The organism is Hafnia alvei (genome assembly GCF_034424155.1).
Lineage (GTDB): Bacteria > Pseudomonadota > Gammaproteobacteria > Enterobacterales > Enterobacteriaceae > Hafnia > Hafnia alvei.
Genome location: NZ_CP139992.1, coordinates 4,216,286 through 4,241,022, shown reverse-complemented (window position 1 = coordinate 4,241,022; position 24,737 = coordinate 4,216,286). Strand labels below are relative to the sequence as shown.

Annotated in this window: 16 protein-coding genes; 12 read left to right on the top strand and 4 right to left on the bottom strand. The window is 49.5% G+C overall.

Annotation, left to right across the window (positions count from 1 at the left end; translation table 11 throughout):
• Positions 1 to 84: 84 nt before the first annotated feature.
• Positions 85 to 2,916 (bottom strand): excinuclease ABC subunit UvrA, encoded by a 2,832-nt coding sequence (gene uvrA, locus U0008_RS19535; protein ID WP_025798543.1) that lies wholly within the window; start codon positions 2,914 to 2,916, stop codon positions 85 to 87.
• Between the two features lie 423 nt (positions 2,917 to 3,339).
• On the opposite strand from uvrA, the gene U0008_RS19530 reads away from it, so the two are divergent.
• Positions 3,340 to 3,879: a single-stranded DNA-binding protein gene (locus tag U0008_RS19530; protein WP_043488863.1), complete on the top strand. Its 540-nt coding sequence runs from the start codon at positions 3,340 to 3,342 to the stop codon at positions 3,877 to 3,879.
• 103 nt (positions 3,880 to 3,982) lie between these two features.
• The gene (locus U0008_RS19525; protein WP_043488866.1) at positions 3,983 to 4,312 is read left to right on the top strand and encodes a hypothetical protein; all 330 of its coding nucleotides are present in this window, start codon (positions 3,983 to 3,985) and stop codon (positions 4,310 to 4,312) included.
• Between the two features lie 81 nt (positions 4,313 to 4,393).
• On the opposite strand, the gene U0008_RS19520 is transcribed toward U0008_RS19525, so the two are convergent.
• Positions 4,394 to 6,172, bottom strand: coding sequence for a sigma-54 interaction domain-containing protein (locus U0008_RS19520; RefSeq protein WP_025798538.1), 1,779 nt, complete (start codon positions 6,170 to 6,172; stop codon positions 4,394 to 4,396).
• Between the two features lie 510 nt (positions 6,173 to 6,682).
• Here U0008_RS19520 and ygeW point away from each other — a divergent pair.
• The 5 genes from ygeW (at position 6,683) to arcC (ending at position 12,884) form a co-directional block, all read left to right on the top strand.
• Positions 6,683 to 7,870: a knotted carbamoyltransferase YgeW gene (ygeW, locus tag U0008_RS19515; RefSeq protein WP_040045589.1), complete on the top strand. Its 1,188-nt coding sequence runs from the start codon at positions 6,683 to 6,685 to the stop codon at positions 7,868 to 7,870.
• Between the two features lie 77 nt (positions 7,871 to 7,947).
• Complete coding sequence (gene dpaL, locus U0008_RS19510) at positions 7,948 to 9,147, top strand: diaminopropionate ammonia-lyase (protein WP_043488869.1); 1,200 nt, start codon at positions 7,948 to 7,950, stop codon at positions 9,145 to 9,147.
• 74 nt (positions 9,148 to 9,221) lie between these two features.
• Positions 9,222 to 10,439, top strand: a complete 1,218-nt coding sequence (locus U0008_RS19505; RefSeq protein ID WP_025798532.1) for a YgeY family selenium metabolism-linked hydrolase — start codon at positions 9,222 to 9,224, stop codon at positions 10,437 to 10,439.
• Between the two features lie 82 nt (positions 10,440 to 10,521).
• Positions 10,522 to 11,913 carry a dihydropyrimidinase gene (hydA, locus tag U0008_RS19500; protein WP_043488871.1) on the top strand — a complete coding sequence of 464 codons (1,392 nt, stop codon included), beginning with the start codon at positions 10,522 to 10,524 and terminating at the stop codon, positions 11,911 to 11,913.
• A gap of 38 nt (positions 11,914 to 11,951) precedes the next feature.
• Complete coding sequence (gene arcC, locus U0008_RS19495) at positions 11,952 to 12,884, top strand: carbamate kinase (RefSeq protein WP_043488874.1); 933 nt, start codon at positions 11,952 to 11,954, stop codon at positions 12,882 to 12,884.
• A 100-nt stretch (positions 12,885 to 12,984) separates the two neighbouring features.
• On the opposite strand, the gene yqeB is transcribed toward arcC, so the two are convergent.
• The gene (yqeB, locus tag U0008_RS19490; RefSeq protein ID WP_043488877.1) at positions 12,985 to 14,577 is read right to left on the bottom strand and encodes a selenium-dependent molybdenum cofactor biosynthesis protein YqeB; all 1,593 of its coding nucleotides are present in this window, start codon (positions 14,575 to 14,577) and stop codon (positions 12,985 to 12,987) included.
• Positions 14,578 to 14,615: 38 nt separating this feature from the next.
• Positions 14,616 to 15,419, bottom strand: coding sequence for a selenium cofactor biosynthesis protein YqeC (yqeC, locus tag U0008_RS19485; protein WP_043488880.1), 804 nt, complete (start codon positions 15,417 to 15,419; stop codon positions 14,616 to 14,618).
• Positions 15,420 to 15,450: 31 nt separating this feature from the next.
• On the opposite strand from yqeC, the gene U0008_RS19480 reads away from it, so the two are divergent.
• The 5 genes from U0008_RS19480 (at position 15,451) to U0008_RS19460 (ending at position 24,613) form a co-directional block, all read left to right on the top strand.
• Positions 15,451 to 16,086, top strand: coding sequence for an NTP transferase domain-containing protein (locus U0008_RS19480; protein ID WP_051874022.1), 636 nt, complete (start codon positions 15,451 to 15,453; stop codon positions 16,084 to 16,086).
• A 389-nt stretch (positions 16,087 to 16,475) separates the two neighbouring features.
• On the top strand, positions 16,476 to 19,562 hold the full coding sequence (gene ygfK, locus U0008_RS19475) for a putative selenate reductase subunit YgfK (RefSeq protein WP_043488882.1): 3,087 nt from the start codon (positions 16,476 to 16,478) through the stop codon (positions 19,560 to 19,562).
• A 2-nt stretch (positions 19,563 to 19,564) separates the two neighbouring features.
• On the top strand, positions 19,565 to 20,893 hold the full coding sequence (ssnA, locus tag U0008_RS19470) for a putative aminohydrolase SsnA (RefSeq protein ID WP_043488884.1): 1,329 nt from the start codon (positions 19,565 to 19,567) through the stop codon (positions 20,891 to 20,893).
• A 65-nt stretch (positions 20,894 to 20,958) separates the two neighbouring features.
• Positions 20,959 to 21,735: a molybdopterin-dependent oxidoreductase FAD-binding subunit gene (ygfM, locus tag U0008_RS19465; protein ID WP_043488886.1), complete on the top strand. Its 777-nt coding sequence runs from the start codon at positions 20,959 to 20,961 to the stop codon at positions 21,733 to 21,735.
• A gap of 1 nt (position 21,736) precedes the next feature.
• Positions 21,737 to 24,613 (top strand): molybdopterin-dependent oxidoreductase Mo/Fe-S-binding subunit, encoded by a 2,877-nt coding sequence (locus U0008_RS19460; RefSeq protein WP_043488888.1) that lies wholly within the window; start codon positions 21,737 to 21,739, stop codon positions 24,611 to 24,613.
• Positions 24,614 to 24,737 lie beyond the last annotated feature (124 nt).

The window sequence follows — 24,737 nt, the reverse complement described above, 5'->3', positions numbered from 1 at the left end:
AAGCGGATAGCGAATGCCAAAATATAAAACGCCCCGGTGATCGTTCTCATCGGGGCGCATTAATTTTAGGCTTGTAACGGTACTCTATTTTTTATTCAGTAACGGTTTCAAGAACCTAGCAGTATGTGATTGCTCACACTCAGCCACCGTTTCCGGTGTGCCTGATACCAGAATCTGACCGCCGCCGCCGCCGCCTTCTGGCCCCAAATCAACGATCCAGTCAGCCGTTTTAATCACGTCCAAATTATGCTCAATGACCACGATGGTGTTGCCTTGATCGCGCAATTGATGCAATACCGCCAGCAGTTGCTGAATATCAGCAAAATGCAGGCCGGTAGTTGGCTCGTCCAGAATATACAGCGTTTGGCCGGTTCCGCGTTTGGAGAGTTCGCGAGACAGCTTCACGCGCTGTGCTTCGCCGCCAGACAGCGTGGTTGCTGACTGACCTAAGCGAATATAGGACAGGCCGACATCGATCAGCGTTTGCAGCTTACGCGCTAGCGCCGGAACCGCATCGAAGAACTCACGCGCTTCTTCAATCGTCATATCCAGCACTTCGTGGATGCTCTTGCCTTTGTATTTAATCTCCAGCGTTTCACGGTTATAACGCTTACCTTTACATTGATCGCAAGGTACGTAGATATCCGGCAAGAAATGCATTTCGACCTTGATAACCCCATCGCCTTGGCAGGCTTCGCAACGTCCGCCTTTAACGTTAAAGCTAAAGCGTCCTGGGTTATAACCGCGCGCGCGTGATTCTGGAACGCCTGCAAACAACTCGCGTACCGGCGTAAAGATGCCGGTATAGGTTGCTGGGTTCGAGCGCGGCGTACGGCCGATTGGGCTTTGGTCAATATCGATAACTTTATCGAAATGTTCCATTCCTTCCACCGCGCGATAAGGCGCAGGTTCCGCGAGCGTTGCACCGTTTAGCTGGGTTTGCGCAATCGGGAACAGGGTGTCGTTAATCAGCGTGGATTTACCGGAGCCAGAAACGCCGGTGATACAGGTGAAAAGACCGACAGGTAGCGTCAGCGTAACGTCCTTCAGGTTGTTTCCGCTGGCACCAATCAGCTTAAGCACTTTGGTGGCATCGGCAGGAACGCGTTCCGCAGGCACCGCGATTTCACGCTTGCCGCTAAGGAACTGGCCGGTAAGAGATTCAGGCACCGCCATAATCTCATCCACGGAGCCTTGAGCAACCACTTCACCACCGTGCACGCCCGCGCCTGGGCCGATATCAATGACGTAATCTGCTGCGCGAATGGCATCTTCATCATGCTCAACCACAATCACGGTGTTACCCAGATTGCGCAGGTGGATCAAGGTTTCCAGAAGTCGTTCGTTGTCGCGCTGATGGAGGCCGATTGAAGGCTCATCCAGTACGTACATCACACCAACCAGACCTGCGCCGATCTGACTCGCCAAGCGAATGCGCTGCGCTTCACCGCCGGACAGTGTTTCAGCAGAGCGAGACAAGCTTAGATAGTTCAGGCCCACGTTAACCAAGAACTTCAGGCGGTCGCCGATTTCCTTCAGGATTTTTTCGGCAATCTGGGCACGCTGGCCCTGTAGTTTAAGATCGCGGAAGAACGTTAGAGCATCGCCAATACTAAGATCTGAAATCACAGGTAGCGTAGTGTTCTCAACGAATACATGACGTGCTTCTTCACGTAGACGGGTGCCGTGGCACGATGCGCATGAACGGTTGCTGATGAATTTCGACAGCTCTTCGCGTACCGCAGAAGATTCCGTTTCTTTGTAGCGGCGCTCCATATTGTGCAATACGCCTTCAAACGGATGGTTGCGTACCGTAATGTCGCCGCGGTCATTGATATATTTAAACTCAATCGACTCTTTGCCGGAGCCATACAGCACGGCTTTCTGCGTTTTAGCATCCAAACTACCGAATGGCGCTTCCACATCAAAATGATAATGATCTGCTAACGATTTCAGCATTTGGAAATAGTAGAAGTTACGGCGATCCCAGCCGCGAATTGCGCCGCCGGCCAGTGACAGCTCGGCGTTTTGCACCACGCGATCGGGATCGAAATATTGCTGCACCCCCAAACCATCACAGGTTGGGCAAGCGCCAGCCGGGTTGTTGAACGAGAACAACCGTGGTTCAAGCTCACGCATGCTGTAGCCACAAATTGGGCAGGCAAAGTTAGCGGAAAACAGAAGCTCAGGCGCTTTATCGTCATCCATATCGGCAACAATGGCGCTGCCGCCAGACAGCTCTAGCGCGGTTTCAAAAGATTCCGCCAAGCGTTGAGCCATGTCATCACGCACTTTGAAACGATCGACCACAACTTCAATGCTGTGTTTTTTCTGAAGCTCCAGCTTAGGAGGATCGGAAAGATCGCAGACCTCGCCGTCGATACGGGCGCGGATGTAGCCTTGTGCCGCCAGATTTTCCAGCGTTTTAGTATGCTCACCTTTGCGATCTTTGACGATCGGTGCCAGCAGCATCAGACGTTTGCCTTCTGGCTGCGTCAGTACGTTATCAACCATTTGGCTAACGGTTTGTGCGGCCAAGGGAACATCATGATCCGGGCAGCGTGGCTCACCAACGCGGGCAAACAGTAGACGCAGATAATCATGGATTTCAGTGATTGTCCCCACGGTTGAGCGCGGGTTGTGCGAGGTAGATTTCTGCTCAATGGAAATTGCCGGAGATAGACCCTCAATGTGGTCAACGTCTGGCTTTTCCATCAAAGAAAGAAACTGACGCGCATAGGCAGACAACGATTCGACATACCGACGCTGACCTTCAGCATACAGCGTATCAAACGCCAGAGAGGACTTGCCTGAGCCTGACAGACCGGTCACAACAATCAGCTTGTCGCGAGGAATGATCAGATTGATATTTTTCAGGTTGTGGGTGCGAGCACCCCGTATTTCTATTTTATCCATTAACGACTTCCCGGATGAAGAACCCATCTCATTAGGCTTACCTACCGCAGTTTGCTGATAAATCGTACACAGCGGGCAACAGCGGAGTACCTATTGGGATAGGCTCTGGATAATCTTAGTACAGCGTTGTGCTCTCGGTCGGTAAAATGGGCTGAGACCAGTAACGGCGCGGTCTGCTGCAATATTTAGCCAGTTTAGGAGTACACAACGATGCTTGAAACGATCAATTATGGCACAATAAAACCTGAATGAATATCCAGTATATAAATGCAAAATTGTTCTATGCTTAAACAATTAAGGAATCCACTTCACAGAAGCGAACAGTGATGCTGTTAGGGCTCTGGCGTGATAGAATTAACGGTTTAGACTACGCGCTATAATTATTTTGAGTGCGTACAAATTTACTTCATCAGGAGAATCGAAATGGCCAGCAGAGGCGTTAACAAAGTGATTCTTGTCGGGAATCTGGGTCAAGATCCAGAAGTCCGTTATATGCCGAATGGTGGTGCTGTAGCCAATATTACTCTGGCCACCTCCGAGACTTGGCGCGACAAGCAAACCGGCGAACAGAAAGAAAAAACCGAATGGCACCGTGTAGTGTTGTTTGGCAAGCTGGCAGAGGTTGCAGGTGAATATCTGCGCAAAGGTTCTCAGGTTTACATCGAAGGTGCTTTGCAGACCCGTAAGTGGACCGATCAGGCTGGCGTTGAAAAATACACCACTGAAATCGTCGTAAACGTTGGCGGCACCATGCAAATGCTGGGTGGACGTCAAGGCGGCGGCGCTCCTATGGGCGGCGGTCAGGCACAAGGGCAGCAGGGCGGTTGGGGTCAGCCTCAGCAGCCACAGGGCAATCAGTTTAGCGGCGGTTCTCAGCCAGCGGCTCGCCCACAGAATGCACCGGCAGCTCAGCCACAAAGCAATGAACCTCCAATGGATTTCGATGACGATATTCCATTCTGATTTCTGTTAAAGAAATCAGCTCATAGCCCTGCATTGCGGGGCTTTTTTTTGAGTGGAAATCGAGATTTAACTCTTTCTCGGGTTTGGTTTTAGGGAGAAGGCAATGATTAGACGTATTTCATGGATTGCTGGCGCAGGCTCATGGCTGCTGCCGCTGGTATTGCTGCTGTGGCAATGGATGGCAGAAGGGCAGCATCAAGCAACGGTATCGCCAGAAGCTTATAATGCATGGAAGATGTCGGTGCTGTTTGCCGATTTTAGCTTTGCCGGTGCTCTGTCTTTGCTGGCGGTGCTGCTGGGGGCGATGGCGCTAGCCAAAACGAAAGAGGACGAGGTTTTGCATCCGGGCAAGCGCATGCTGGAATTACTGATTTTAGCTCTGCCGATGATGTTGTGCCTGTTCCTTATGGGCATGTTGTTGGTTCACGGTTAACACGACCTGCGCATTGGCTATCGTGCCAAATGTGGAATGTGGGCAAGCCCCTGCACAGCTTTAGCGCAAGGGGCTCAGTGCCTACAATGACGTGAGTTCGTATTTTTTGATTTTCCGATACAGCGTTGCGATACCAATGCCAAGTTCGTCTGCGGCCTGTTTTTTATTATTGTGGCGGCTTAGCGCTTCGCGGATCATCTGCCGCTCCATGTCTTCAAGCCCTGTTGCGCCGTGCTCTTCGCACGCTGCCGCGCTTTGATAGGGGACATCTTCTCTATAGCTGCGTATCACCTGCCCATTGACCAAATTCGGAGGCAGCAGCGAGATATCAATCACTTCTCCGCTTGGAACCACGTTAATCAAATATTCCATCAAATTGCTGAGTTCGCGCACGTTGCCCGGCCAGCGGTAAAGCTTGAGCAAAGACATTACTTCTGGCGCCATGCCGGGATAAACAATCCCGATACGTTTGGTATGCAAATTTAAAAAATAATGCACTAGGAGCTCAATATCACCTTGGCGCTCACGCAGCGGTGGTAGCGTCATAGGAATAACGTTCAAGCGATAGTAGAGGTCTTCGCGGAATTTTCCGTCGGCAATGTATTGCTCAAGATTTTGGTTAGTCGCGGAAATAATTCGGATATCTACAGGGATTGGCTTACTGGAACCAATCGGTTGGACCTCACGGGATTCAATCGCACGCAGTAGTTTAGCCTGCAGCGTCAGAGGCATATCTCCGATTTCATCTAAAAAAAGCGTGCCATTGTTAGCCGCCTGAATCAGGCCTATTTTCCCATTCGCCGAAGCACCGGTGAATGCGCCTTTCACATAGCCAAATAATTCACTTTCTAGCAGTTGGTCTGGAATAGCTGCGCAGTTGATGGCAATAAATGGTTTGTTATTACGATCGCTCAGTTGATGTATAGCACGCGCCACCACTTCTTTACCGGTTCCACTTTCACCAACCACGAGAATGCTGGATGGACTAGGTGCAACGCGGGTGATCAGACGCTTTAAAGTACGAATTGGGCGACATTCCCCAACTAAATGTTCAATGCGTGGATCGTCAGGATTAAAATCAACATTCATCGGTGAATGAGATTGATGAAATGCCATTAAAAAAAGCTGATGGTCTTGAATATCATGCAGCTGACCAATAATAAGTTCCTGTTGTTCATCAAAGGAAATAATATGTTGCAGATGGCCACTGGTATAATTTTGTTGAAAAGTAAGAGGTCTGATATTAAAGGTTTTACCCATAATTTGATCTTGAGACGCATTAAGCTGTTTTAATGCCGTGGGATTAGCAAATTTAGCTCTATTCTCATTATCAATAACCAGTACGCCTTGGTCCATATTCTCAATTAGGCTCATGAGTATTTTATTTATTCCATCGCTACCTCCTTGGTTTTCTAGGAGCTTAGAGACAAAAAGATTGGATATATGGCGGACGTAGTCAGAGAACTCATGAATATTATCTTTTATTCTCTCTTGTTGTTCGGGCGTAAATGCCACCAAGCTGATCACTCCGATGCAGGCGTTTTGAAAAATAATGGGGATCCCAAGAAAGGCTTTTTCTTTGCAGCTGTCTTTGCTGGTGCAGCCGTCGCAAACCGGATCGAATCGTGAATGGATAACAACTTTTTCCTGCTTTGTATCAAGAACATACCTAAGAAGTCTTGAATTACTGTTGAGCTTTCGGCCAAAAAATTTCCCGTAGGGGCCGGTGCCCGATACTCGCGTCATATTGGCATCCACGATTTCGACTTCCAATTGTAAGACGCTGGCGAGCATTTTTGTGAAGCGTAAGATCGTCGGCTGAATTTGCATCAATATGGACTGAGCATTTACGGGTGTCATAATCAGAACCTTTCTCTAACGCTAAATTATTCGCGTTTATGGTTAGCGGGAATTATGTCCTTTTCACCTTACGATAATACATGAATAGAAAGTGTGGTTTGATAAACATCAATTGCCTTTTCTTAACTAGGATGAGTTTCTGTTGTTGGCATCACACTTTATTATCAAACTGATAAGAATATGGTTTTTGTTATCATTCTGGGTTGTCACCCATCTGAGAATAACGTTTTTATTTGCGATGTATGCAAAGTGAAATAGCTTTCTTAGTGAGTTAATAATGCAACTATTACTGATATTCATAACTGCACACGCTGATTTTGAATAAATAATGAGGCGTGGCTCACATTATCCCCCCTATTTCATACGTTCTCTCTCCATTAATCACAGCTTGGCATAGTTATTGTTTAAGAGTTAACAGTCGCTATTCACGGCGAGCGTTGAACCACCCGCCATACGTACGCCATAGCAGATTAAATCAAACGCCAATCACTTACTTTGTAGGGCCATGAGATGAGAACAGTTAACGAATTAATTAAGGATATCAATGCGCTTAAGTCGAATCTGCATGAAAAAGATTTTCTGCTGACCTGGGAGCAAAGCCCAGATGAGCTGAAACTGGTTCTGGATCTGGCCGAAGCATTAAAAACCATGCGCGCAGAGAACATTGCGACCAAGATTTTCAACAGTGGTTTAGGCATCTCCGTTTTCCGCGATAACTCCACAAGAACGCGCTTTTCTTATGCATCAGCCCTGAACTTGCTGGGATTAACCCAACAAGATCTGGATGAAGGTAAATCACAGATTGCGCATGGCGAAACCGTGCGTGAAACCGCGAACATGATCTCTTTCTGTGCTGATGCTATTGGTATTCGTGATGACATGTACCTCGGCGCAGGTAACGCTTATATGCGCGAAGTCGGCGCCGCGCTGGATGAAGGCTATGAACAAGGCGTTCTGCCACAGCGTCCGGCATTGGTAAACCTGCAATGTGACATCGACCACCCAACGCAGTCGATGGCCGATCTGGCTTGGCTCCAAGAACATTTCGGCAGTCTAGAAAACTTAAAAGGCAAAAAAATTGCGATGACGTGGGCGTATTCACCAAGCTACGGCAAGCCGCTCTCTGTGCCGCAGGGCATCATCGGTCTAATGACCCGCTTTGGCATGGATGTCACGCTGGCTCACCCAGAAGGTTATGACCTCATTCCAGACGTGGTTGCGGTGGCAAAACAAAACGCTGAATCCTCTGGTGGCAGCTTCCGTCAGGTGAACTCTATGGCTGAAGCATTCAAAGACGCTGATATCGTTTATCCGAAATCTTGGGCGCCTTATAAAGTCATGGAAGAGCGCACCGAACTGCTGCGTGCGAACGATCATGACGGTCTCAAAGCATTAGAAAAACAGTGTTTAGCAGAGAATGCCAAACATAAAGATTGGCACTGCACCGAAGAGATGATGAAGCACACCAAAGGCGGCGAGGCGCTCTATATGCACTGCCTGCCAGCGGATATCTCAGGCGTGTCTTGTAAGGAAGGCGAAGTCACCGAAGGCGTCTTTGAAAAATACCGTATTGCTACTTACAAAGAAGCCAGCTGGAAGCCTTATATCATCGCCGCCATGATCGTCGCGCGTAAATTCTCGAAACCAGGTCTGGTGTTAGAACAACTGCTGAAAGAAGCGCAAAAACGTATCAAGTAATACTGTCTGCACCGGCGCATCTGTCGATGCGTCGGTATTTCCGCCTCTGGCGGATACTCTCCTGATGAGGATGGGTTATGTCTGTTTTCTCTATGAAAGTGGATATTGCGCAAAACCGTTTTTTCAACGGTGAAACGTCTCCACTTTTCTCACGCGCAGAAGCGCAAAAGGCCCGTGCCTTCCACAAAAAAATAACGGGTTATCAGCCTACGCCGCTCTGTTCTTTAGACGAACTGGCTCAGCTTTTTGGCGTTAATAAAATTTTAGTCAAAGACGAGTCTCAGCGTTTCGGTTTGAACGCTTTCAAAATGTTGGGCGGGGCTTACGCGATTGCGCGTTTGCTGTGTGAAAAATACCAGATCGACATCAATACGTTTTCTTTCGAAAAGCTGAAGTCGACGCTGACGGAAAAAATGACCTTCGCCACCACTACCGATGGTAATCATGGACGTGGCGTGGCATGGGCCGCTCAGCAACTGGGTCAAAACGCCGTGATTTATATGCCGAAAGGCTCCGCGCGTGAGCGCGTAGATCATATCCGCAATCTGGGTGCGGAGTGCATCGTCACCGATATGAACTACGACGACACAGTGCGTTTGACCATGAAAACTGCCAAAGAACGCGGCTGGGAAATCGTGCAAGACACTGCGTGGGAGGGATACACCAAGATCCCAACGTGGATTATGCAGGGCTATTCCACGCTGGCCGATGAAGCCGTCGAACAAATGCAGGCGATGGGCATTCAGCGACCAACACACGTCTTCTTACAGGCGGGCGTAGGCGCAATGGCCGGCGGCGTTTTGGGCTATCTGGTTGATGTCTTCGGTGCCGAAAAACTGCATTCCGTGATTGTTGAACCCGATCTTGCCGACTGTGTTTTCCGTTCAGGTTTGAAAGGTGAAATCGTCAATGTGGGCGGCGATATGGCCACCATTATGGCTGGTTTAGCCTGCGGCGAACCTAACCCGCTCGGATGGCCACTGCTGCGCAACTGCGCCACTCAGTTTATCTCCTGCCAAGACAAAGTCGCTGCGTTAGGTATGCGCGTTCTCGGCAATCCGCTGGGAAGCGATCCGCGCATTGTTTCTGGTGAATCTGGTGCCGTAGGGCTGGGCGTCTTGGCCGCCGTTCACCACCATCCAAAAAGTGAAGAGCTGATGCAACAACTGGGTTTAAATCATGATTCCGTTGTGTTGCTTATTAGCACGGAAGGCGATACCGACGTTAAACATTACCGAGAAGTCGTTTGGGAAGGGAAACATCCCGCCTGTAGCTGAAAGCGATGAAATTAACGACTTTTTGACCTTTATTTTCTCGCCGTAAGCGAGCTAACACATTGGAGTTTAAGAAAATGGCTAAGCAAGTTCCTTTCGAAATGGTGTTGGAAAAAGCGTATCAGTACAAAGATGAAATGACCCGCTTTCTGCGCGATATGATCGCTATCCCAAGTGAAAGCTGCGATGAAAAACTGGTTGTACAGTGCATTAAAAAAGAGATGGAAAAAGTCGGTTTCGATAAAGTAGAAATTGACCCAATGGGTAATATTTTAGGGTATATCGGCCATGGGCCGCATCTGATTGCAATGGATGCCCATATCGATACCGTTGGGATTGGTAATATTAAAAACTGGAACTTCGATCCTTATCAGGGGATGGAAGATGATGAGCTGATCGGTGGACGTGGTGCATCGGATCAGGAAGGCGGCATGGCATCGATGGTTTATGCCGGTAAGATCATTAAAGATCTGGGGCTGGAAGATCAATACACGCTGCTGGTGACCGGGACTGTGCAAGAAGAAGACTGTGATGGCCTATGCTGGCAGTACATTATCGAGCAATCCAAAATTCGCCCTGAATTTGTTGTTAGTACTGAACCGACAGACTGCCAAATCTATCGCGGCCAGCGTGGACGTATGGAAATTCGCGTGGACGTACAAGGCATCAGCTGCCACGGCTCGGCGCCAGAACGCGGTGACAACGCCATTTTCAAAATGGGCCCAATTCTTAATGAATTAAAAGAACTGTCGAACCATTTAGGTAACGATGATTTCTTGGGCAAAGGGACGTTAACCGTATCTGAAATTTTCTTCACCTCACCAAGCCGTTGCGCCGTTGCTGATAGCTGCGCAGTTTCCATTGACCGCCGCTTGACCTGGGGTGAAACATGGGAAGGGGCACTGGACGAGATCCGTGCGCTGCCAGCGGTGAAAGCGGCAAATGCCGTGGTATCAATGTACAACTATGAACGACCTTCTTACACCGGCTTGGTCTATCCAACCGAGTGCTACTTCCCAACATGGAAAGTGGAAGAAGACCACATCACGGTGAAAACCCTGAGCAAAGCCTACGAAGGACTGTTTAACAAAAAACCGGTTGTAGATAAGTGGACCTTCTCGACAAATGGCGTTTCTATCATGGGTCGTCATGGCATTCCAGTTATCGGTTTTGGCCCAGGCAAAGAGCCAGAAGCGCATGCGCCAAATGAAAAAACTTGGAAAGATCATTTGGTGACCTGTGCTGCCATGTACGCTGCTATCCCTCTGTCTTACCTTGATGAACTGAAAAAATAATTAGCGTTTATTGCGTAACCCACTCCCGCCGAAATTTGGCTGGAGTGGTTTTTTCAGTATGGCATTCAAGGAAACTGCTTCAATGAAAAAGCTGATTAAAAATGGCGTAGTCGTTAGCGAAAACGGTGAAGTTCGTCAGGATCTGCTGATCGAGAACGGGGTGATTGCACGCGTGGCAGCACACATCTCCGACGATGAGGCTGAAGAGGTGATCGATGCCAATGGGTGCTACGTGATGCCCGGAGGAATTGATGTTCATACGCATTTTAATATCGATGTTGGAATAGCCCGTAGCTGTGATGATTTTTTTACCGGCACACGCGCAGCAGCCTGCGGCGGTACAACAACCATTATTGACCATATGGGCTTTGGGCCAGCGGGATGCAATTTGCATCACCAGCTAAACGCTTATCATCAATATGCGGCGGGAAAAGCCGTGGTGGATTATAGCTTTCACGGGGTGATCCAGCATATTGATGACGACATTCTTAATGAAATGTCATCCATGGTGCATGAAGAAGGGATTAGCAGTTTTAAGCTCTATCTGACGTACAACTACAAGCTAGGCGATGCCGATGTGCTGCGCGCTTTGCAGCAGCTACATAAGGTCGGCGCGTTGGCGACGGTGCATCCTGAAAATGACGCTGCGATTGCGTTGCGGCGCGAGCAGTTTATCTCCGAAGGCAAAACGGCGGCGATGTACCATGCATTGAGCCGCCCGCTTGAGTGCGAAGCTGAGGCCATTAGCCGAATGATTAATCTAGCCCAGCTCGCGGGAAATGCACCGTTGTATATCGTTCATCTCTCCAACGGATTGGGGCTGGACTATTTACGATTGGCGCGAGAAAGGCACCAGCCTGTTTGGGTGGAAACCTGCCCGCAATATTTGCTGCTAGATGAACGTAGCTATCAACGGGAAGATGCGCTGAAGTTTATTCTCAGCCCTCCGCTACGTAACCATCGAGAGCAGGACAAATTGTGGTGCGGTATTGCTGACGGCGCTATTGATACGGTTGCGACCGACCACTGCACGTTCCCTTATCAACAACGCATTACGATGTCGGACGGGAATTTTACCCGCAGCCCAAACGGCTTGCCCGGTGTTGAGAACCGTATGCAACTGTTGTTCTCTGAGGGGGTGATGACAGGCCGAATTTCGCCAGCGCGTTTTGTGCAGCTAACCAGTACCAATCCTGCTCGCCTGTTTGGCTTGTGGCCTCAGAAAGGCAATCTCTCTGTGGGGGCTGATGCTGATGTCATCATTATCGACCCACAGAAAAACGTCACCATCGAACACGCTCACCTCCATGATAATGCTGATTATTCACCCTATGAAGGCTATCGCTGCCAAGGTGAAATTATCACCACGCTTTGCCGGGGTGAATGCGTATATCAAGACAAAAAATTTACCGGGCAGGCTGGCTTTGGTCGCTTTATTCACCGTCAGCCTTTTGCTCAATCCACCATTATTTAAGCGTTTAACTTACGTCACCAATATTTGCGAGGGATAGGATGAAAAAGAAAATTGTGCTTGCGCTGGGCGGCAATGCGTTAGGTGAAGGACTCGCCGAGCAAATGCAGGCGGTGAAATCGACGGCGAAAGCGATTGTGGATTTGATTGCCCATGGTCATCAAGTGGTGGTGACGCACGGCAATGGCCCACAGGTGGGAATGATCAATCAGGCTTTTGAAGCCGCGGCGAAAACGGAAGCGCATACGCCAATGCTGCCCATGTCGGTTTGTGTCGCGCTTAGTCAGGGCTACATTGGCTACGATCTGCAAAATGCGCTGCGTGAAGAACTGCTCGACCGTGGATTACATACGCCGGTTGCCACGATTATTACGCAGGTCATCGTTGATGCCAAAGATCCCGCTTTCGCTAACCCAACGAAGCCAATAGGCTCTTTCTTCTCACAGGAAGAAGCAAAACTGCTGACGCAAAATGGCTACACCATGAAGGAGGATTCAGGTCGTGGCTATCGCCGAGTGGTAGCTTCGCCAAAACCGGTTGATATCGTTGAGAAAGAAACCGTGGCCGCGATGCTAAATGCGGGACAAGTGGTGATTACGGTTGGCGGTGGCGGTATTCCTGTTCTGCGTGAAGGCAATCACTTACGCGGCGCGGGCGCGGTTATCGATAAAGATTGGGCGAGCGCCAAACTGGCTGAAATGATTGATGCAGATATGCTGATTATTTTAACCGCGGTTGAAAAAGTGGCGATTAACTTTGGTAAGCCCAATGAGCAATGGCTTGATCAACTGAGTATCGCCGATGCTCAGCGTTTCATTGAAGAGGGACATTTTGCCAAGGGTTCGATGTTGCCTAAGGTCGAAGCTGCGGTTTCATTTGCAGAGTCTCGCCCTGGTCGCCAAGCTCTGATTACCGTGTTGAGTAAAGCCCAGCAAGGCATTGAGGGAAAAACCGGAACGGTGATTTCTCATTAAATTGTGAAGTAGTGAGCTCGCTCCATTTTCTTTTCTTGATGCCTTACCAGACTAAAGAAAAGAGATGGAGCGAGCGAATAAGTCATTTAGAAAGAAGAAGTTAGTGTTTTCGACTCAGCTTCATCATGGCTTCCAGAACCGCACCACCAATGGCGCGCGCCTTATCTGAAACTGTGGTGTAGTCAGCCTCAGCGCCGCGCGGATCGATATCGCCAATTTTAAATCCGGCACTCACCTCTAATCCTTCACTCAATAAACCGCGCACCATTCCTGACAGCGGAGCAAACACCGGTGTTTCTCCGATATGCCCCATCACATCACCTTCTTTGACTAAGTCACCCAGCGCAACGCAGCAATGCATGATGCCAGAGGCTGGGGCTCGAATAACACGGCGCGTGGTGTGACCGGCAATATTGCCTGGGATACCCGTATTGGGTTGGGTGTAACCTTGATAGATGACGCGGCCAAGATAGTGTCCGCGATTGGTTTCAATGACGGCGTCGCAGTCATGTCCGGCATTAAATCCGGGGCCCAGAGCGACAGTCACCGGCGCCATATCTTTGTGGGTGCCTAAGTTCTGTTTCGCCAAAATGGCATCCACTAAAAAACGCGGTTTGAGTTCGCTGAGATAGCTGGCTTGTTCATCAACAAGCACGGGAATTTCAGCGCGATCAAGTATGCTGAAAGCCTCGTCGATGCTGCTCGCTTTTCTCGCCGTTACGCCTTCAACCGTCATTTCGTTATCGAAAATAGCCTGAGCAAACGCGACGGTTCGGCGGATGACGGTGGGCTTAGCAATGTCTAACATGATGACATGAAAACCTGCATGATAAAGCCGTAACGCGACGCCGGTGGCGATATCGCCAGACCCGCGAATGACGACGAGTTTGTCGCGCTTCAATCTCACATCATCCTGTTTTAACCCACCGGCAGCATGGTTTTTTATCTGTAAAACTTCGGCCATGATGCTGACGGCGATCTCTTCCGGCGTTTCTGCTCCGATGTTGTAGCCAATCGGGGCGTGCAGCCGTTCAAGATGTTCTTGCGTGATGCCCTGCTGACGTAAAGCCTGTGTGAACGTTTGCACTTTTCTGCGGCTCGCGAGCAGACCGAGATAGCTAACGGGTTTTTCGATTAAGACATCAAGGGCTTCTTTGTCTTGGTTGTTGGTTGCAATGATGACGAAGTTTTCTTTTTCGATATTCAGTTTTTCAATGGCCGCGCTGAAGGTCTCTGCATGAACCAGCGTAGTGCCCGCAGGAAACAGTGATGGATTAAGACTGGAAGCGTAGGTATCAGCAACGTGCAAATCAAAACCGAGCAAGGCTGCGGCCTGAGCAATTGCGCGGTTAACATGGCCAGCACCAATTAAAACTAAGCGAGGGCGTAAACCATGCACGTCAATGTAAACCGACATAGCCCCACCGCAGTCAGAACCAACGGCATCTTGGCCGTTACGCGCCATGCGTCCATGGAAAACACGTGCTTTGCGTTCAGATAAGGCTTCGAGTGCCTGATCGATGACCAAGCGCTCAACCATGCCGCCGCCGATAGTGCCAACGATGCTGCCATCGGCCAATACCAGCATTTGGCCTGAGTGACGCGGCGTTGATCCTCGACTCTCAATAATCTGTGCCAAAGCAAAGGGTTTGTTCTCTTCTTCCAGTCGTGCTGCTTGTGCAAAAATGTTCATAGCAACCTCAAGATCCCCGTAATTGTTCGTCAATTCCTTTATGTGGTTTGCGACTGACATAACTGGTGTGTAATCGGAGGTGACTCTTGAACTGCGCCAATCCAAATAGTGTTGAGCTCAGGCCGTGCCTTTAGCAGCGCAGTCAATGAACCCAATAGCGCATTATCAATCTGATAAAGTCGGTTAATAAACCAAACCCGTAACGCGTGCGGTGGGGTGCCTTTAAACATTCCATCCGGATGGGCGATGAATCGCTCAAATACCGAAATATTTAATCTATCTCCAGCTTTTATGCCGCAAAGATCGGCAAAAATCGGCCAACGATGGATTTGCTCAGGATCGGCAGGATTATTAATGACAAGGCCTCCAGTCAGTGCAATGACACATTTACTGCTTTGGGGGATGCAAGGTTCATGCCCTGCTGGCGCTTTGAGTAATTGCTGATGAGCACCGTCAGCTTCAACTAAGATGACATCAAAGAGTTGAGCAGCTTGTAGCATGTCGGCCTGCTCAGGTGTAATGCCTGAAACTTTATGAGTGGCCGCGTTATATTCAGTGAATAGTGCTACGATCCTAGGAGTGGAGGATGATGCTTTTTGGTGGGTAAGCAGAGCATGCCACTCCTCTTTTTCAATGATAGTCTGGGCCTGTGACGGTTCAGGTCGGTACATATGCGTGGTGGTGGTGATTAATACGCTCAGGCCTTGCTGAGAAAATCGCTGGGCAAGCCAAAAAAGCGTACTGGTTTTACCTCCGGCTCCAATGAGGCTTATCAGGTATGACTTATTATTTTTCACGCTTGAAAGTACATCATTAAATAGTACGTCTAGGTCAAAGTTCATAAGCATTCATTAAAGGTTATGCAGAGAGGGAATGATGAATCAGAAAAGAGGAAAACATCCGTACGCGAATATATCTCCGGTTGAGAATTTGAAACCGCGTGAAAATGTTGACTGTATCATTACCGCTGCGGGCCTTTCCTCTCGAATGGGGCAATGGAAAATGATGCTACCTTATAAAGAGGGAACAATTCTTGATTCAAGTATAGAAAATGCGAGGCAATTTTGTAGCCGTATTATATTAGTAGTTGGATATCGCGGTGATGAACTGTATGACCGTTATAATACTGCGAGTGATGTCACAGTTGTTGTAAATAATAATTACGTCAGCGGGCTATTCTCTTCCATACAGGCGGCAGGTCCGATCGTTAAAACAGATTATTGCTTTATCACTCACGGTGATATTCCTTGTTTGAACCGTGATATTTTCCATCAAGTTTGGCTTAAACGCGGACCATACGCGTTGTTGCCCTGCCACCAAGGAACGCCGGGACACCCTGTTTTGCTGCCTCAAAACATTATAAAGCGAGCTTGCCAAGATGATGTGTCTGTATCATCAATGCGCGAGTTTTTACTCGCGGGGGAGTACCGCTATCTTAATATGCCGCAGCCGCAAACGATTATGGATATAGATACACCAGAGGCATATCAGCGCTTGCTAAAAATATAATCTATATGGTCGTGGGGTATTTTATTCCTTACTGGATATTTAGTAAGGAATAGATGTTTTAATTCGGTTTATCGATTGCGCTCTCATTTTTCAAAGTAACGCTTATTATTTTTTATCAAACTGATACCGTATTATTCTAATTTGATAATTTATTCCTGAGTTAGATAATTGGCTAATTATGTGTTACTGCCGCATTGATTTATATTCTCATTTGTTTAGTGAGCAATTTCACAAATAAAAATCACTATTCGAGTTGGCTCACGGAATTAGCTTTTTTCTTATGGCTAGAAAACCTTTGGCTCGATTGTTGCTCCCATATTTCCTATCCGTAGAGGATTGAGAATCCTCTGCCATTTTACATTTGAGCATGTCGCAGCAAGGAGATAGTCATGGGAGATATTATGCGCCCCGTTCCTTTCAAGGAACTTTTGACGCGTGTTTTCGACGAGTATAACGAAAGCCACTCAATCTTCGGGATACCGGAACAGCAGTTCTATCGCAAAGATAACGACCGACTTATCAAGGTATTTGGCGAAACCTGTGAAACGCCTATGGGGCCAGCCGCAGGGCCGCATACACAGCTTGCGCAAAATATCATTGTGTCTTGGTTGACCGGTGGGCGCTTTATTGAGTTGAAAACGGTGCAAATTCTTGACCGCTTAGAATTAGACAAACCGTGTATCGATGCTGAAGACGAATGCTTTAACACCGAATGGTCAACGGAATTCACGCTGCAAAAAGCCCATGACGAATATCTGAAAGCCTGGTTTGTTTTGCATTTACTCGAAGCTCTTTTTGACCCTCGCACACAGGGTGAAGCTAAGTCATTCATCTTCAATATGAGCGTTGGCTATAACCTTGAAGGCATCAAGCAGCCCGCCATGCAGAACTTTATTCATAGCATGATGGATTCAGGCCAACATCCGAAATATGCCGAATATCAGTCTATCCTGTCTCATTTCATTCGCGAACAGTTTGAATCGCGTTCAGCGCAGCTCAGCCAACTACCACAGCAAATCCCCGCGCAAATGGTTCATGGGGTCACGCTCTCCACGATGCACGGTTGCCCACCTAATGAAATTGAGGCGATCTGCCGCTATATGCTGGAGGAAAAAGGGCTCAACACCTTTGTTAAATTAAACCCAACGCTGCTTGGCTACCCTCGCGTGCGTGAAATTCTCGACACCTGCGGCTTTGATTATATTGGCCTGAAAGAAGAGTCCTTTGAGCATGATTTGAAGCTAGAGCAGGCCATTTCTATGCTGCAAAGATTGACGGCTCTAGGCCAGCAAAAGCAGCTTAGCTTCGGGGTGAAACTCACCAACACGCTCGGCACCATCAATCACAAAGGCGCGCTGCCGGGTGAAGAGATGTATATGTCTGGGCGTGCGCTATTCCCACTGTCTATCAACGTGGCTGCCGTCTTATCACGTGCGTTCGACGGCAAGCTGCCAATCTCGTACTCCGGCGGCGCGAGCAAATTTAATATTCGCGATATCTTTGATACTGGCATTCGTCCTATCACGATGGCAACGGATTTACTCAAGCCGGGCGGGTACTTACGCCAGCTAGAGTGCATGCGTGAGCTGGATCAGTCTGATTCGTGGGGTATGACTAAAGTCGACGTTGAGCGTTTGGAAGCGCTGGCGAAGAAAGCCGTTAGCATGGAATACACCCAGAAACATTGGAAAGCGCAGGATCGTATTGATGCAGGCGGCCCATTGCCAATGACCGATTGCTATGTGGCACCGTGCGTCACCGCCTGTGCAATCAAACAAGATATTCCTGAATATATTCGTTTGCTCGGTGAACAACGCTACGCCGATGCGTTAGAGCTGATTTATCAGCGCAATGCGCTGCCTGCCATCACCGGGCACATCTGCGATCATCAGTGCCAGTACAACTGTACTCGTATGGACTATGACAGCGCGCTAAACATTCGCGAGCTGAAAAAGGTGGCATTGGAAAAAGGCTGGGATGAATATCAGAAACGCTGGCATAAACCTGCGGGCTCTGGCTCTAAGCATCCGGTTGCGGTGCTAGGCGCAGGGCCAGCAGGACTCTCCGCAGGATATTTCTTGGCGCGAGCGGGCTATCAGGTCACTTTGTTTGAGCGTGAAGCCAACGCGGGTGGGGTGGTGAAAAACATTATTCCTCAGTTCCGTATTCCGGCTGAAACTATCCAGCATGATATCGATTTTGTTGCCGCACACGGGGTGAAGTTTGAGTTCGGCTGCGATCCTGCATTAACCGTCGATAAGCTTACCCAGCAAGGTTTTCGCTATGTCTTTATTGGGGTGGGCACCGATAAAAACAGCGGTGTGAAACTGGCGGGTGACAACCGCAATGTCTATAAATCGCTGCCGTTCCTGCGTAGCTATAACCGTGGCGATAAACTCTCTTTAGGCCGTCATGTGGCCGTTGTTGGCGCGGGGAATACCGCCATGGACTGCGCGCGTGCTGCGCTGAAGGTTCCCGGCGTAGAAGATGTGACCGTCATTTATCGTCGCACCTTAAATGAAATGCCAGCCTACCGCGAAGAGTATGAAGAAGCGGTTGAAGACGGCGTGAAGTTTATGTTCCTAACTAACCCAGAGCAGTTCGATGCCGACGGCACGCTCACTGCGCGGGTGATGGAGCTCGGCGAACCCGATGAGAAAGGCCGTCGTCGCCCAGTGGCCACGGATAAAACCATCAAACTACGCATGGACGCGCTGATTACCGCCATTGGTGAACAGGCCGACTGCGCGGCGCTTAGCGCGATGGGTGTGCCATTAAATGCCGAGGGTTGGCCTGCGGTAAACGCAGAGACCGGTGAAACTCCACGTCCTAACGTGTTCTTAATTGGTGATGTGCAAAGTGGTCCATCCTCCATCGTTGCGGCTATCAGTACTGCTCGCCGTGCGACGGACGAAGTGCTCAAGCGTGAAAATATCCGTACTCATCACAGCGATAAGCAGTGGTCTAACGTCGATCCGGCGGAGATTTACCAGCGTAAAGGTGCGATCAGCGTGCTGATGGTGGATAAAGAAGAGCGTGAAGCCTTTGTGGCTCAGGAAGCGCAGCGTTGCTTGGAGTGTAACTATATCTGCAGCAAGTGTGTCGACGTTTGCCCAAACCGCGCCAACGTGTCTATCGCCGTTCCCGGCTTCCACGATCGTTTCCAAACCCTGCATTTAGATGCTTACTGCAACGAGTGTGGCAACTGTGCGCAGTTCTGTCCGTGGCAGGGAAAACCTTACAAAGACAAAATTACCATCTACAGCCTGCCAGAAGATTTTACCAACAGCACCAACCCAGGATTCTTTGTCGATAACGATAACGTCAGCGTTCGACAAGGTAAGCAAATCTGGCATTTGCATATTGATAAACAAGGCCAGCTTGATGATGTTCCCCCTGAGCTGGAAGACATGTGCCGCATCATTAGCCATGTTCACAACCATCATCACTACCTGCTTGGCCGAGTGGAGGTTTAATTATGCTGATCCTAAAAAATGTGACGGCGGTTCAGTTCGAACCGGCTTGGGTACAACACGGTATTGATATTGCGATTGAAGGCTCGCTTATCAAAGAGGTAGGCAGCCAGCTGGTTGCCAAATATCCGCAGGCAGATGTGAAAGATATGCAGGGTAAATGGGTTATGCCGGGCATTGTCTGCGCGCATAACCACTTCTACTCCGGATTATCGCGCGGGATTATGGCCAATATTGCGCCTAGCCCTGATTTTATCTCCACGTTGAAAAATCTGTGGTGGCGCTTGGATCGCGCCTTAGATGAGGAGTCGCTGTATTACAGTGGGCTAATTTGTTCGCTGGAAGCCATCAAAAGCGGCTGTACCGCTGTTATCGATCACCATGCTTCGCCTAACTACATCGCGGGGTCATTAAATACGCTGCGTAAGGGGTTTATTAAAGCAGGACTGCGCGGTATGACCTGCTTTGAAACCACCGATCGTAACGGTGGCAATAAAGAGCTTCAGGCGGGTGTGGAAGAGAACATTGCCTTTGCCCGGTTGATTGATAACGCGAAGAAGCAGGGGAGTGAGCCCTATTTGGTGGAGGCACATATTGGTGCTCATGCGCCTTTCACCGTGTCGGATGCGGGTCTGGATATGCTGCGTGAAGCGATTAAAGCCACGGGGCGAGGCCTGCATATTCACGCGGCGGAAGACAGTTATGACGTATCTCACAGCCACGATAAATATGGCAAGGATCTGATTGTACGCTTGGCGGAGCACGATCTGATCGACGCCAAAACGCTGGTGGCGCACGGTCTGTATCTCTCTGAGGCCGATATTCAGATCATCAACCAGCAGGATGCATTTTTGGTGCATAACGCCCGTTCCAATATGAACAATCACGTTGGCTATAACCATCGCATTGGCGAATACCAGAATGTGGCCTTGGGAACGGACGGCATAGGCTCAGATATGTTTGAAGAGCTGAAATTTGCCTTCTTTAAACACCGTGATGCCGGAGGTCCAATGTGGCCAGACAGTTTCACGCGTTTCTTATGGAATGGTAATCGCTTACTGGAACGCAACTTCGGCGCTCAATTCGGTTGCTTAGCCGCAGGCTACAAAGCCGATCTTACCGTGTGTGATTATCCAGAGCCAACGCCGCTAGCGGCCCAAAATATTGGCGGACATCTCGCGTTTGGTATGGGCTCAGGCAGCGTCCGAAGTGTGATGGTTGAAGGACGCTTCGTTTATGAAAACGGTCAATTCCCATTTGATGTAACGCCAATTTATGCCGAAGCCAGCAAGGTGGCGGCACGGTTATGGAAGCGGATGGATGACTTAGCATAACTGTTATACCGCCCCTTATTAGGGGCGGTTTGTCCTTCTAGGGGCAAATAACAAGAGGATGAAAAATGATTGAGCAATTTTTCTGGCCAGAATCCGTTAAGCAGGCACTTGAACTCAAGCGCCAGTTTCAGGATGAGGCGGTCTATTTTGGCGGAGGTAGCAAGTTAAATGCGACGCCGACCAAAACGACAAAGAAGTTTGGTATCGCTTTATCAAAGCTCGGACTTGATAAGGTGAGTTTGCAGCAGGGAAAACTACACATTGGTTCTCAGGCAACGCTACAGCGGCTGATTGATACCCCGCTGATCCCCGACGCGCTGCGTCATGCTCTGGGGTTTATCTACTCTCGCCATCTCCGTAATCAGGCCACTTTAGCAGGCGAAATTGTCGCCAAGCAGAAAGAGCGCGTTCTACTTCCCGTGCTGTTAGTGCTTGATGCGCAGGTGGTAACGGCTACAGGTGAAACGCTCAATCTAGAAGAGTATCTGGATAACGATCGTGACGATCTTCTGCTAGAGGTGATCCTCCCCGATCCATACCAAAACTGTTCAACGCGTAAGATCGCACGCTCTGCGGCAGGCTTGGCCGTGATAACCGCGGCGGTAGCAACCGGCTCCCATGGTGAAATGAAAATTGCGCTAGATGGTGTGTCTGAACGAGCAATACGACTGCGTGACGTGGAGTCTCGTGGCCTAAGTGATGACGAACTAGAGAAGGCCGTGAGCGATGCCATTTCCCCACGTGCTGATATCGGAGGCAGCGAAGCATACAAACGCTATATCGCGGGTGTTGTCGTTGCAGAACTGTTGGCTGACTGTCAGCAGATGAGTGAGGAAAAGTGATATGAATATTCGCTTTACGCTAAATGGTACCCCTTGCACGTTGTCATGTGAGGCGGGGGATAACGTGCAGAAGGTCTTGTTTAATCTAGGCCTGCATTCTGTACGTAACAGTGACGATGGGTTTGGATTTGCGGGTTCAGACGCCATTATTTTCGACGGTGTGGTGGTTAACGCTTCACTGTTGATCGCAGCCCAACTTGAGGGATCTGTGGTACGCACCGCAGAATCACTGGGCACGTGGAATCAACTTAGCCCAGTACAACAGGCTATGGTGGATGTGGGGATTGTGCAATCAGGCTATAACGATCCTGCCGCAGCGTTAATCCTTACCGAGTTGCTTGAGCGCATTCCGTCGCCAACGCGAGCTCAGATCGATGATGCATTATCGGGATTATTTAGCCGCGATGCGGGCTATCAGCAGTTTTATCAGGTGGTTGAATTAGCCCAGGCTCGTATGGCCGATCCTTTCTGCCAGCAGGAGATCGCGCCGGAGTTTCGCGATGATTTACAGGTGGTGGGCAAGCTGTGCCCAAAGGTCGATTCTGCCAAAATGGTGCAGGCTAAACCTTGCTATGTTGAAGATCGCGTCCCTGCCAATGCCTGCATTATCAAGATGCTGCGCAGCCCGCATCCGCACGCGCTGATTACGCATTTAGATGTGAGCAAGGCGGAAGCATTGCCGGGCGTAGTACATGTGATTACGCATTTAAACTGCCCTGATATTTATTACACGCCGGGTGGACAAAGCGCGCCTGAGCCTTCTCCGCTCGATCGCCGTATGTTTGGTAAGAAGATGCGCCATGTGGGCGATCGTGTGGCTGCGGTCGTGGCTGAAAGCGAAGAGATTGCGTTGGCGGCATTAGCGTTGATAGACGTCAGTTTTGAAGTATTGAAACCGGTCATGTCGATTGATGAGGCAATGGCCGACGGTGCTCCGCTTGTTCATGATGAACCTATTGTTTATGTGAACGGCGCACCGGCTGACCTTGAGGTGCAGAATCGGGGCTCGGCGACGCGGGGCGAGCACATGATTATCAACTTCCCGATTGGTGCAAAACCACATAGCAATATTGCCGCTGGCGTTCACGGCCGTATTGGGGATGTTGAAAAGGGATTCGCTCAGGCGGATGTCGTGATTGAACGCACGTATGAATCGACCCAAGCTCAGCAGTGCCCGACGGAAACTCATGTCTGTTTCACCTATATGGACGGTGAACGGTTGGTGATCCACGCATCTACGCAGGTACCGTGGCATGTTCGTCGTCAGGTAGCACGCTTGGTTGGGCTGAAGCAAAATAAAGTCCACGTTATCAAAGAGCGTGTGGGTGGTGGATTTGGCTCTAAGCAGGACATTCTGTTAGAGGAAGTCTGTGCATGGGCAACCTGTGTGACGGGGCGCCCAGTCTATTTCCATTACACTCGCGAAGAAGAATTTATCAGTAACACCACGCGACACGTTGCCAAAGTGAAGGTGAAAATTGGGGCAACGAAAGAAGGGAAGCTTACCGCCATTGATATGGATTTCCGTGCCAACACTGGCCCTTATGGCAACCATTCGTTAACGGTTCCCAGCAATGGTCCCGCGCTTTCATTGCCCCTCTATCCTTGCGACAACGTCAATTTCCAAGTGACGACGTACTACAGCAATATCTGCCCAACCGGTGCTTACCAAGGCTACGGTGCGCCGAAAGGAAACTTTGCGCTAACCATGGCGCTGGCCGAGTTAGCTGAACAGCTCGATATCGATCTGCTGGATATGATTGAACTCAACCGCGTCATCGAAGGGCAAGAGCTGAAAATACTGGGCGCGATTGGCGAAGGTAAAATGCCAACGTCGGTACCCACCGCAGCGAGCTGTGCGTTAGAACCGATTTTGCGTAAAGGACGTGAGCTGATGAATTGGGGAGCCAATAAGGCACCACAGGGAGATTGGCGAATTGGGCAAGGCGTGGCGATTATCATGCAGAAATCCGGCATTCCAGATATCGACCAAGCAAACTGCATGGTGAAGCTGGAATCTGACGGCACGATTATCGTTCATTCTGGCGGCGCAGACATCGGTACGGGATTGGATACGGTTGTCACTAAACTTACCGCAGAAGTGTTGTGTTGTTCACTGGCTGATGTGCATGTTATTTCGGGTGACACCGATCATGCGCTCTTTGATAAGGGGGCTTATGCGTCCTCAGGTACGTGTTTCTCCGGCAACGCTGCCAAGAAAGCGGCTGAAAATCTGAAAGAAAAAATCCGTTTCCACGGAGCCCAGATGTTGGGTGAACCTATCGACGACGTGGTGATCGTCCACCCAAGCATCGTGCGGGGTAAACAGGGCGAAGTGAGCTTTGCTGAGATTGCACATAAAGCGGAAACGGGGACGGGCTTTGGTACGCTGGTTGCTACCGCGTGTTATATCACGCCTGATTTTGCTTTCCCGTTTGGCGCGAACTTTGCCGAGGTTGCGGTCAATGTGCGAACCGGTGAGATTCGGCTCGATAAGTTCTATGCATTGCTCGACTGCGGTACGCCGGTTAATCCAGAACTGGCGTTAGGGCAAATCTATGGCGCCTCTATGCGTGCCATCGGACACAGCCTGACAGAAAAGCTGTTTTACGATGAAAACGGTAGCCCAATAACGCGCGATCTACAGACCTACGGGGCACCCAAAATTGGTGATATCCCACGAGATTTCCGCGCATTTCTGGTGCCCAGCGACGATAGGGTTGGCCCATTCGGCGCCAAATCCATTTCTGAAATCGGTGTCAACGGCGCAGCGCCTGCAATAGCGACGGCGATTCACGACGCCTGCGGTGTTTGGCTACGCGAGTGGCACTTTACACCGGAAAAAATCCTCCGAGGACTGAACAAACTCGAGGCGTAAGCGTAATAAGGCGCGGGGAGAGCATTCCCGCGCCTCTACGATTCAATAGTTAACTAAGCATGAGCTTAAGTCTGGATTCACTTTAATCTGGGCAGGGTTTCTGCATGGTTTTTCCCGCATTTAT

What these genes read in the sequence shown, in the direction of transcription:
- ygeW (WP_040045589.1), top strand. Translation starts at nt 6,683, where the DNA reads ATGAGAACAGTTAACGAATTAATTAAGGATATCAATGCGCTTAAGTCG.
- yqeB (WP_043488877.1), bottom strand. Translation starts at nt 14,577, where the DNA reads ATGAACATTTTTGCACAAGCAGCACGACTGGAAGAAGAGAACAAACCC.
- yqeC (WP_043488880.1), bottom strand. Translation starts at nt 15,419, where the DNA reads ATGAACTTTGACCTAGACGTACTATTTAATGATGTACTTTCAAGCGTG.
- U0008_RS19520 (WP_025798538.1), bottom strand. Translation starts at nt 6,172, where the DNA reads ATGACACCCGTAAATGCTCAGTCCATATTGATGCAAATTCAGCCGACG.
- ygfK (WP_043488882.1), top strand. Translation starts at nt 16,476, where the DNA reads ATGGGAGATATTATGCGCCCCGTTCCTTTCAAGGAACTTTTGACGCGT.
- dpaL (WP_043488869.1), top strand. Translation starts at nt 7,948, where the DNA reads ATGTCTGTTTTCTCTATGAAAGTGGATATTGCGCAAAACCGTTTTTTC.
- U0008_RS19480 (WP_051874022.1), top strand. Translation starts at nt 15,451, where the DNA reads ATGATGAATCAGAAAAGAGGAAAACATCCGTACGCGAATATATCTCCG.
- U0008_RS19460 (WP_043488888.1), top strand. Translation starts at nt 21,737, where the DNA reads ATGAATATTCGCTTTACGCTAAATGGTACCCCTTGCACGTTGTCATGT.
- U0008_RS19525 (WP_043488866.1), top strand. Translation starts at nt 3,983, where the DNA reads ATGATTAGACGTATTTCATGGATTGCTGGCGCAGGCTCATGGCTGCTG.
- ssnA (WP_043488884.1), top strand. Translation starts at nt 19,565, where the DNA reads ATGCTGATCCTAAAAAATGTGACGGCGGTTCAGTTCGAACCGGCTTGG.
- U0008_RS19530 (WP_043488863.1), top strand. Translation starts at nt 3,340, where the DNA reads ATGGCCAGCAGAGGCGTTAACAAAGTGATTCTTGTCGGGAATCTGGGT.
- arcC (WP_043488874.1), top strand. Translation starts at nt 11,952, where the DNA reads ATGAAAAAGAAAATTGTGCTTGCGCTGGGCGGCAATGCGTTAGGTGAA.
- U0008_RS19505 (WP_025798532.1), top strand. Translation starts at nt 9,222, where the DNA reads ATGGCTAAGCAAGTTCCTTTCGAAATGGTGTTGGAAAAAGCGTATCAG.
- hydA (WP_043488871.1), top strand. Translation starts at nt 10,522, where the DNA reads ATGAAAAAGCTGATTAAAAATGGCGTAGTCGTTAGCGAAAACGGTGAA.
- uvrA (WP_025798543.1), bottom strand. Translation starts at nt 2,916, where the DNA reads ATGGATAAAATAGAAATACGGGGTGCTCGCACCCACAACCTGAAAAAT.
- ygfM (WP_043488886.1), top strand. Translation starts at nt 20,959, where the DNA reads ATGATTGAGCAATTTTTCTGGCCAGAATCCGTTAAGCAGGCACTTGAA.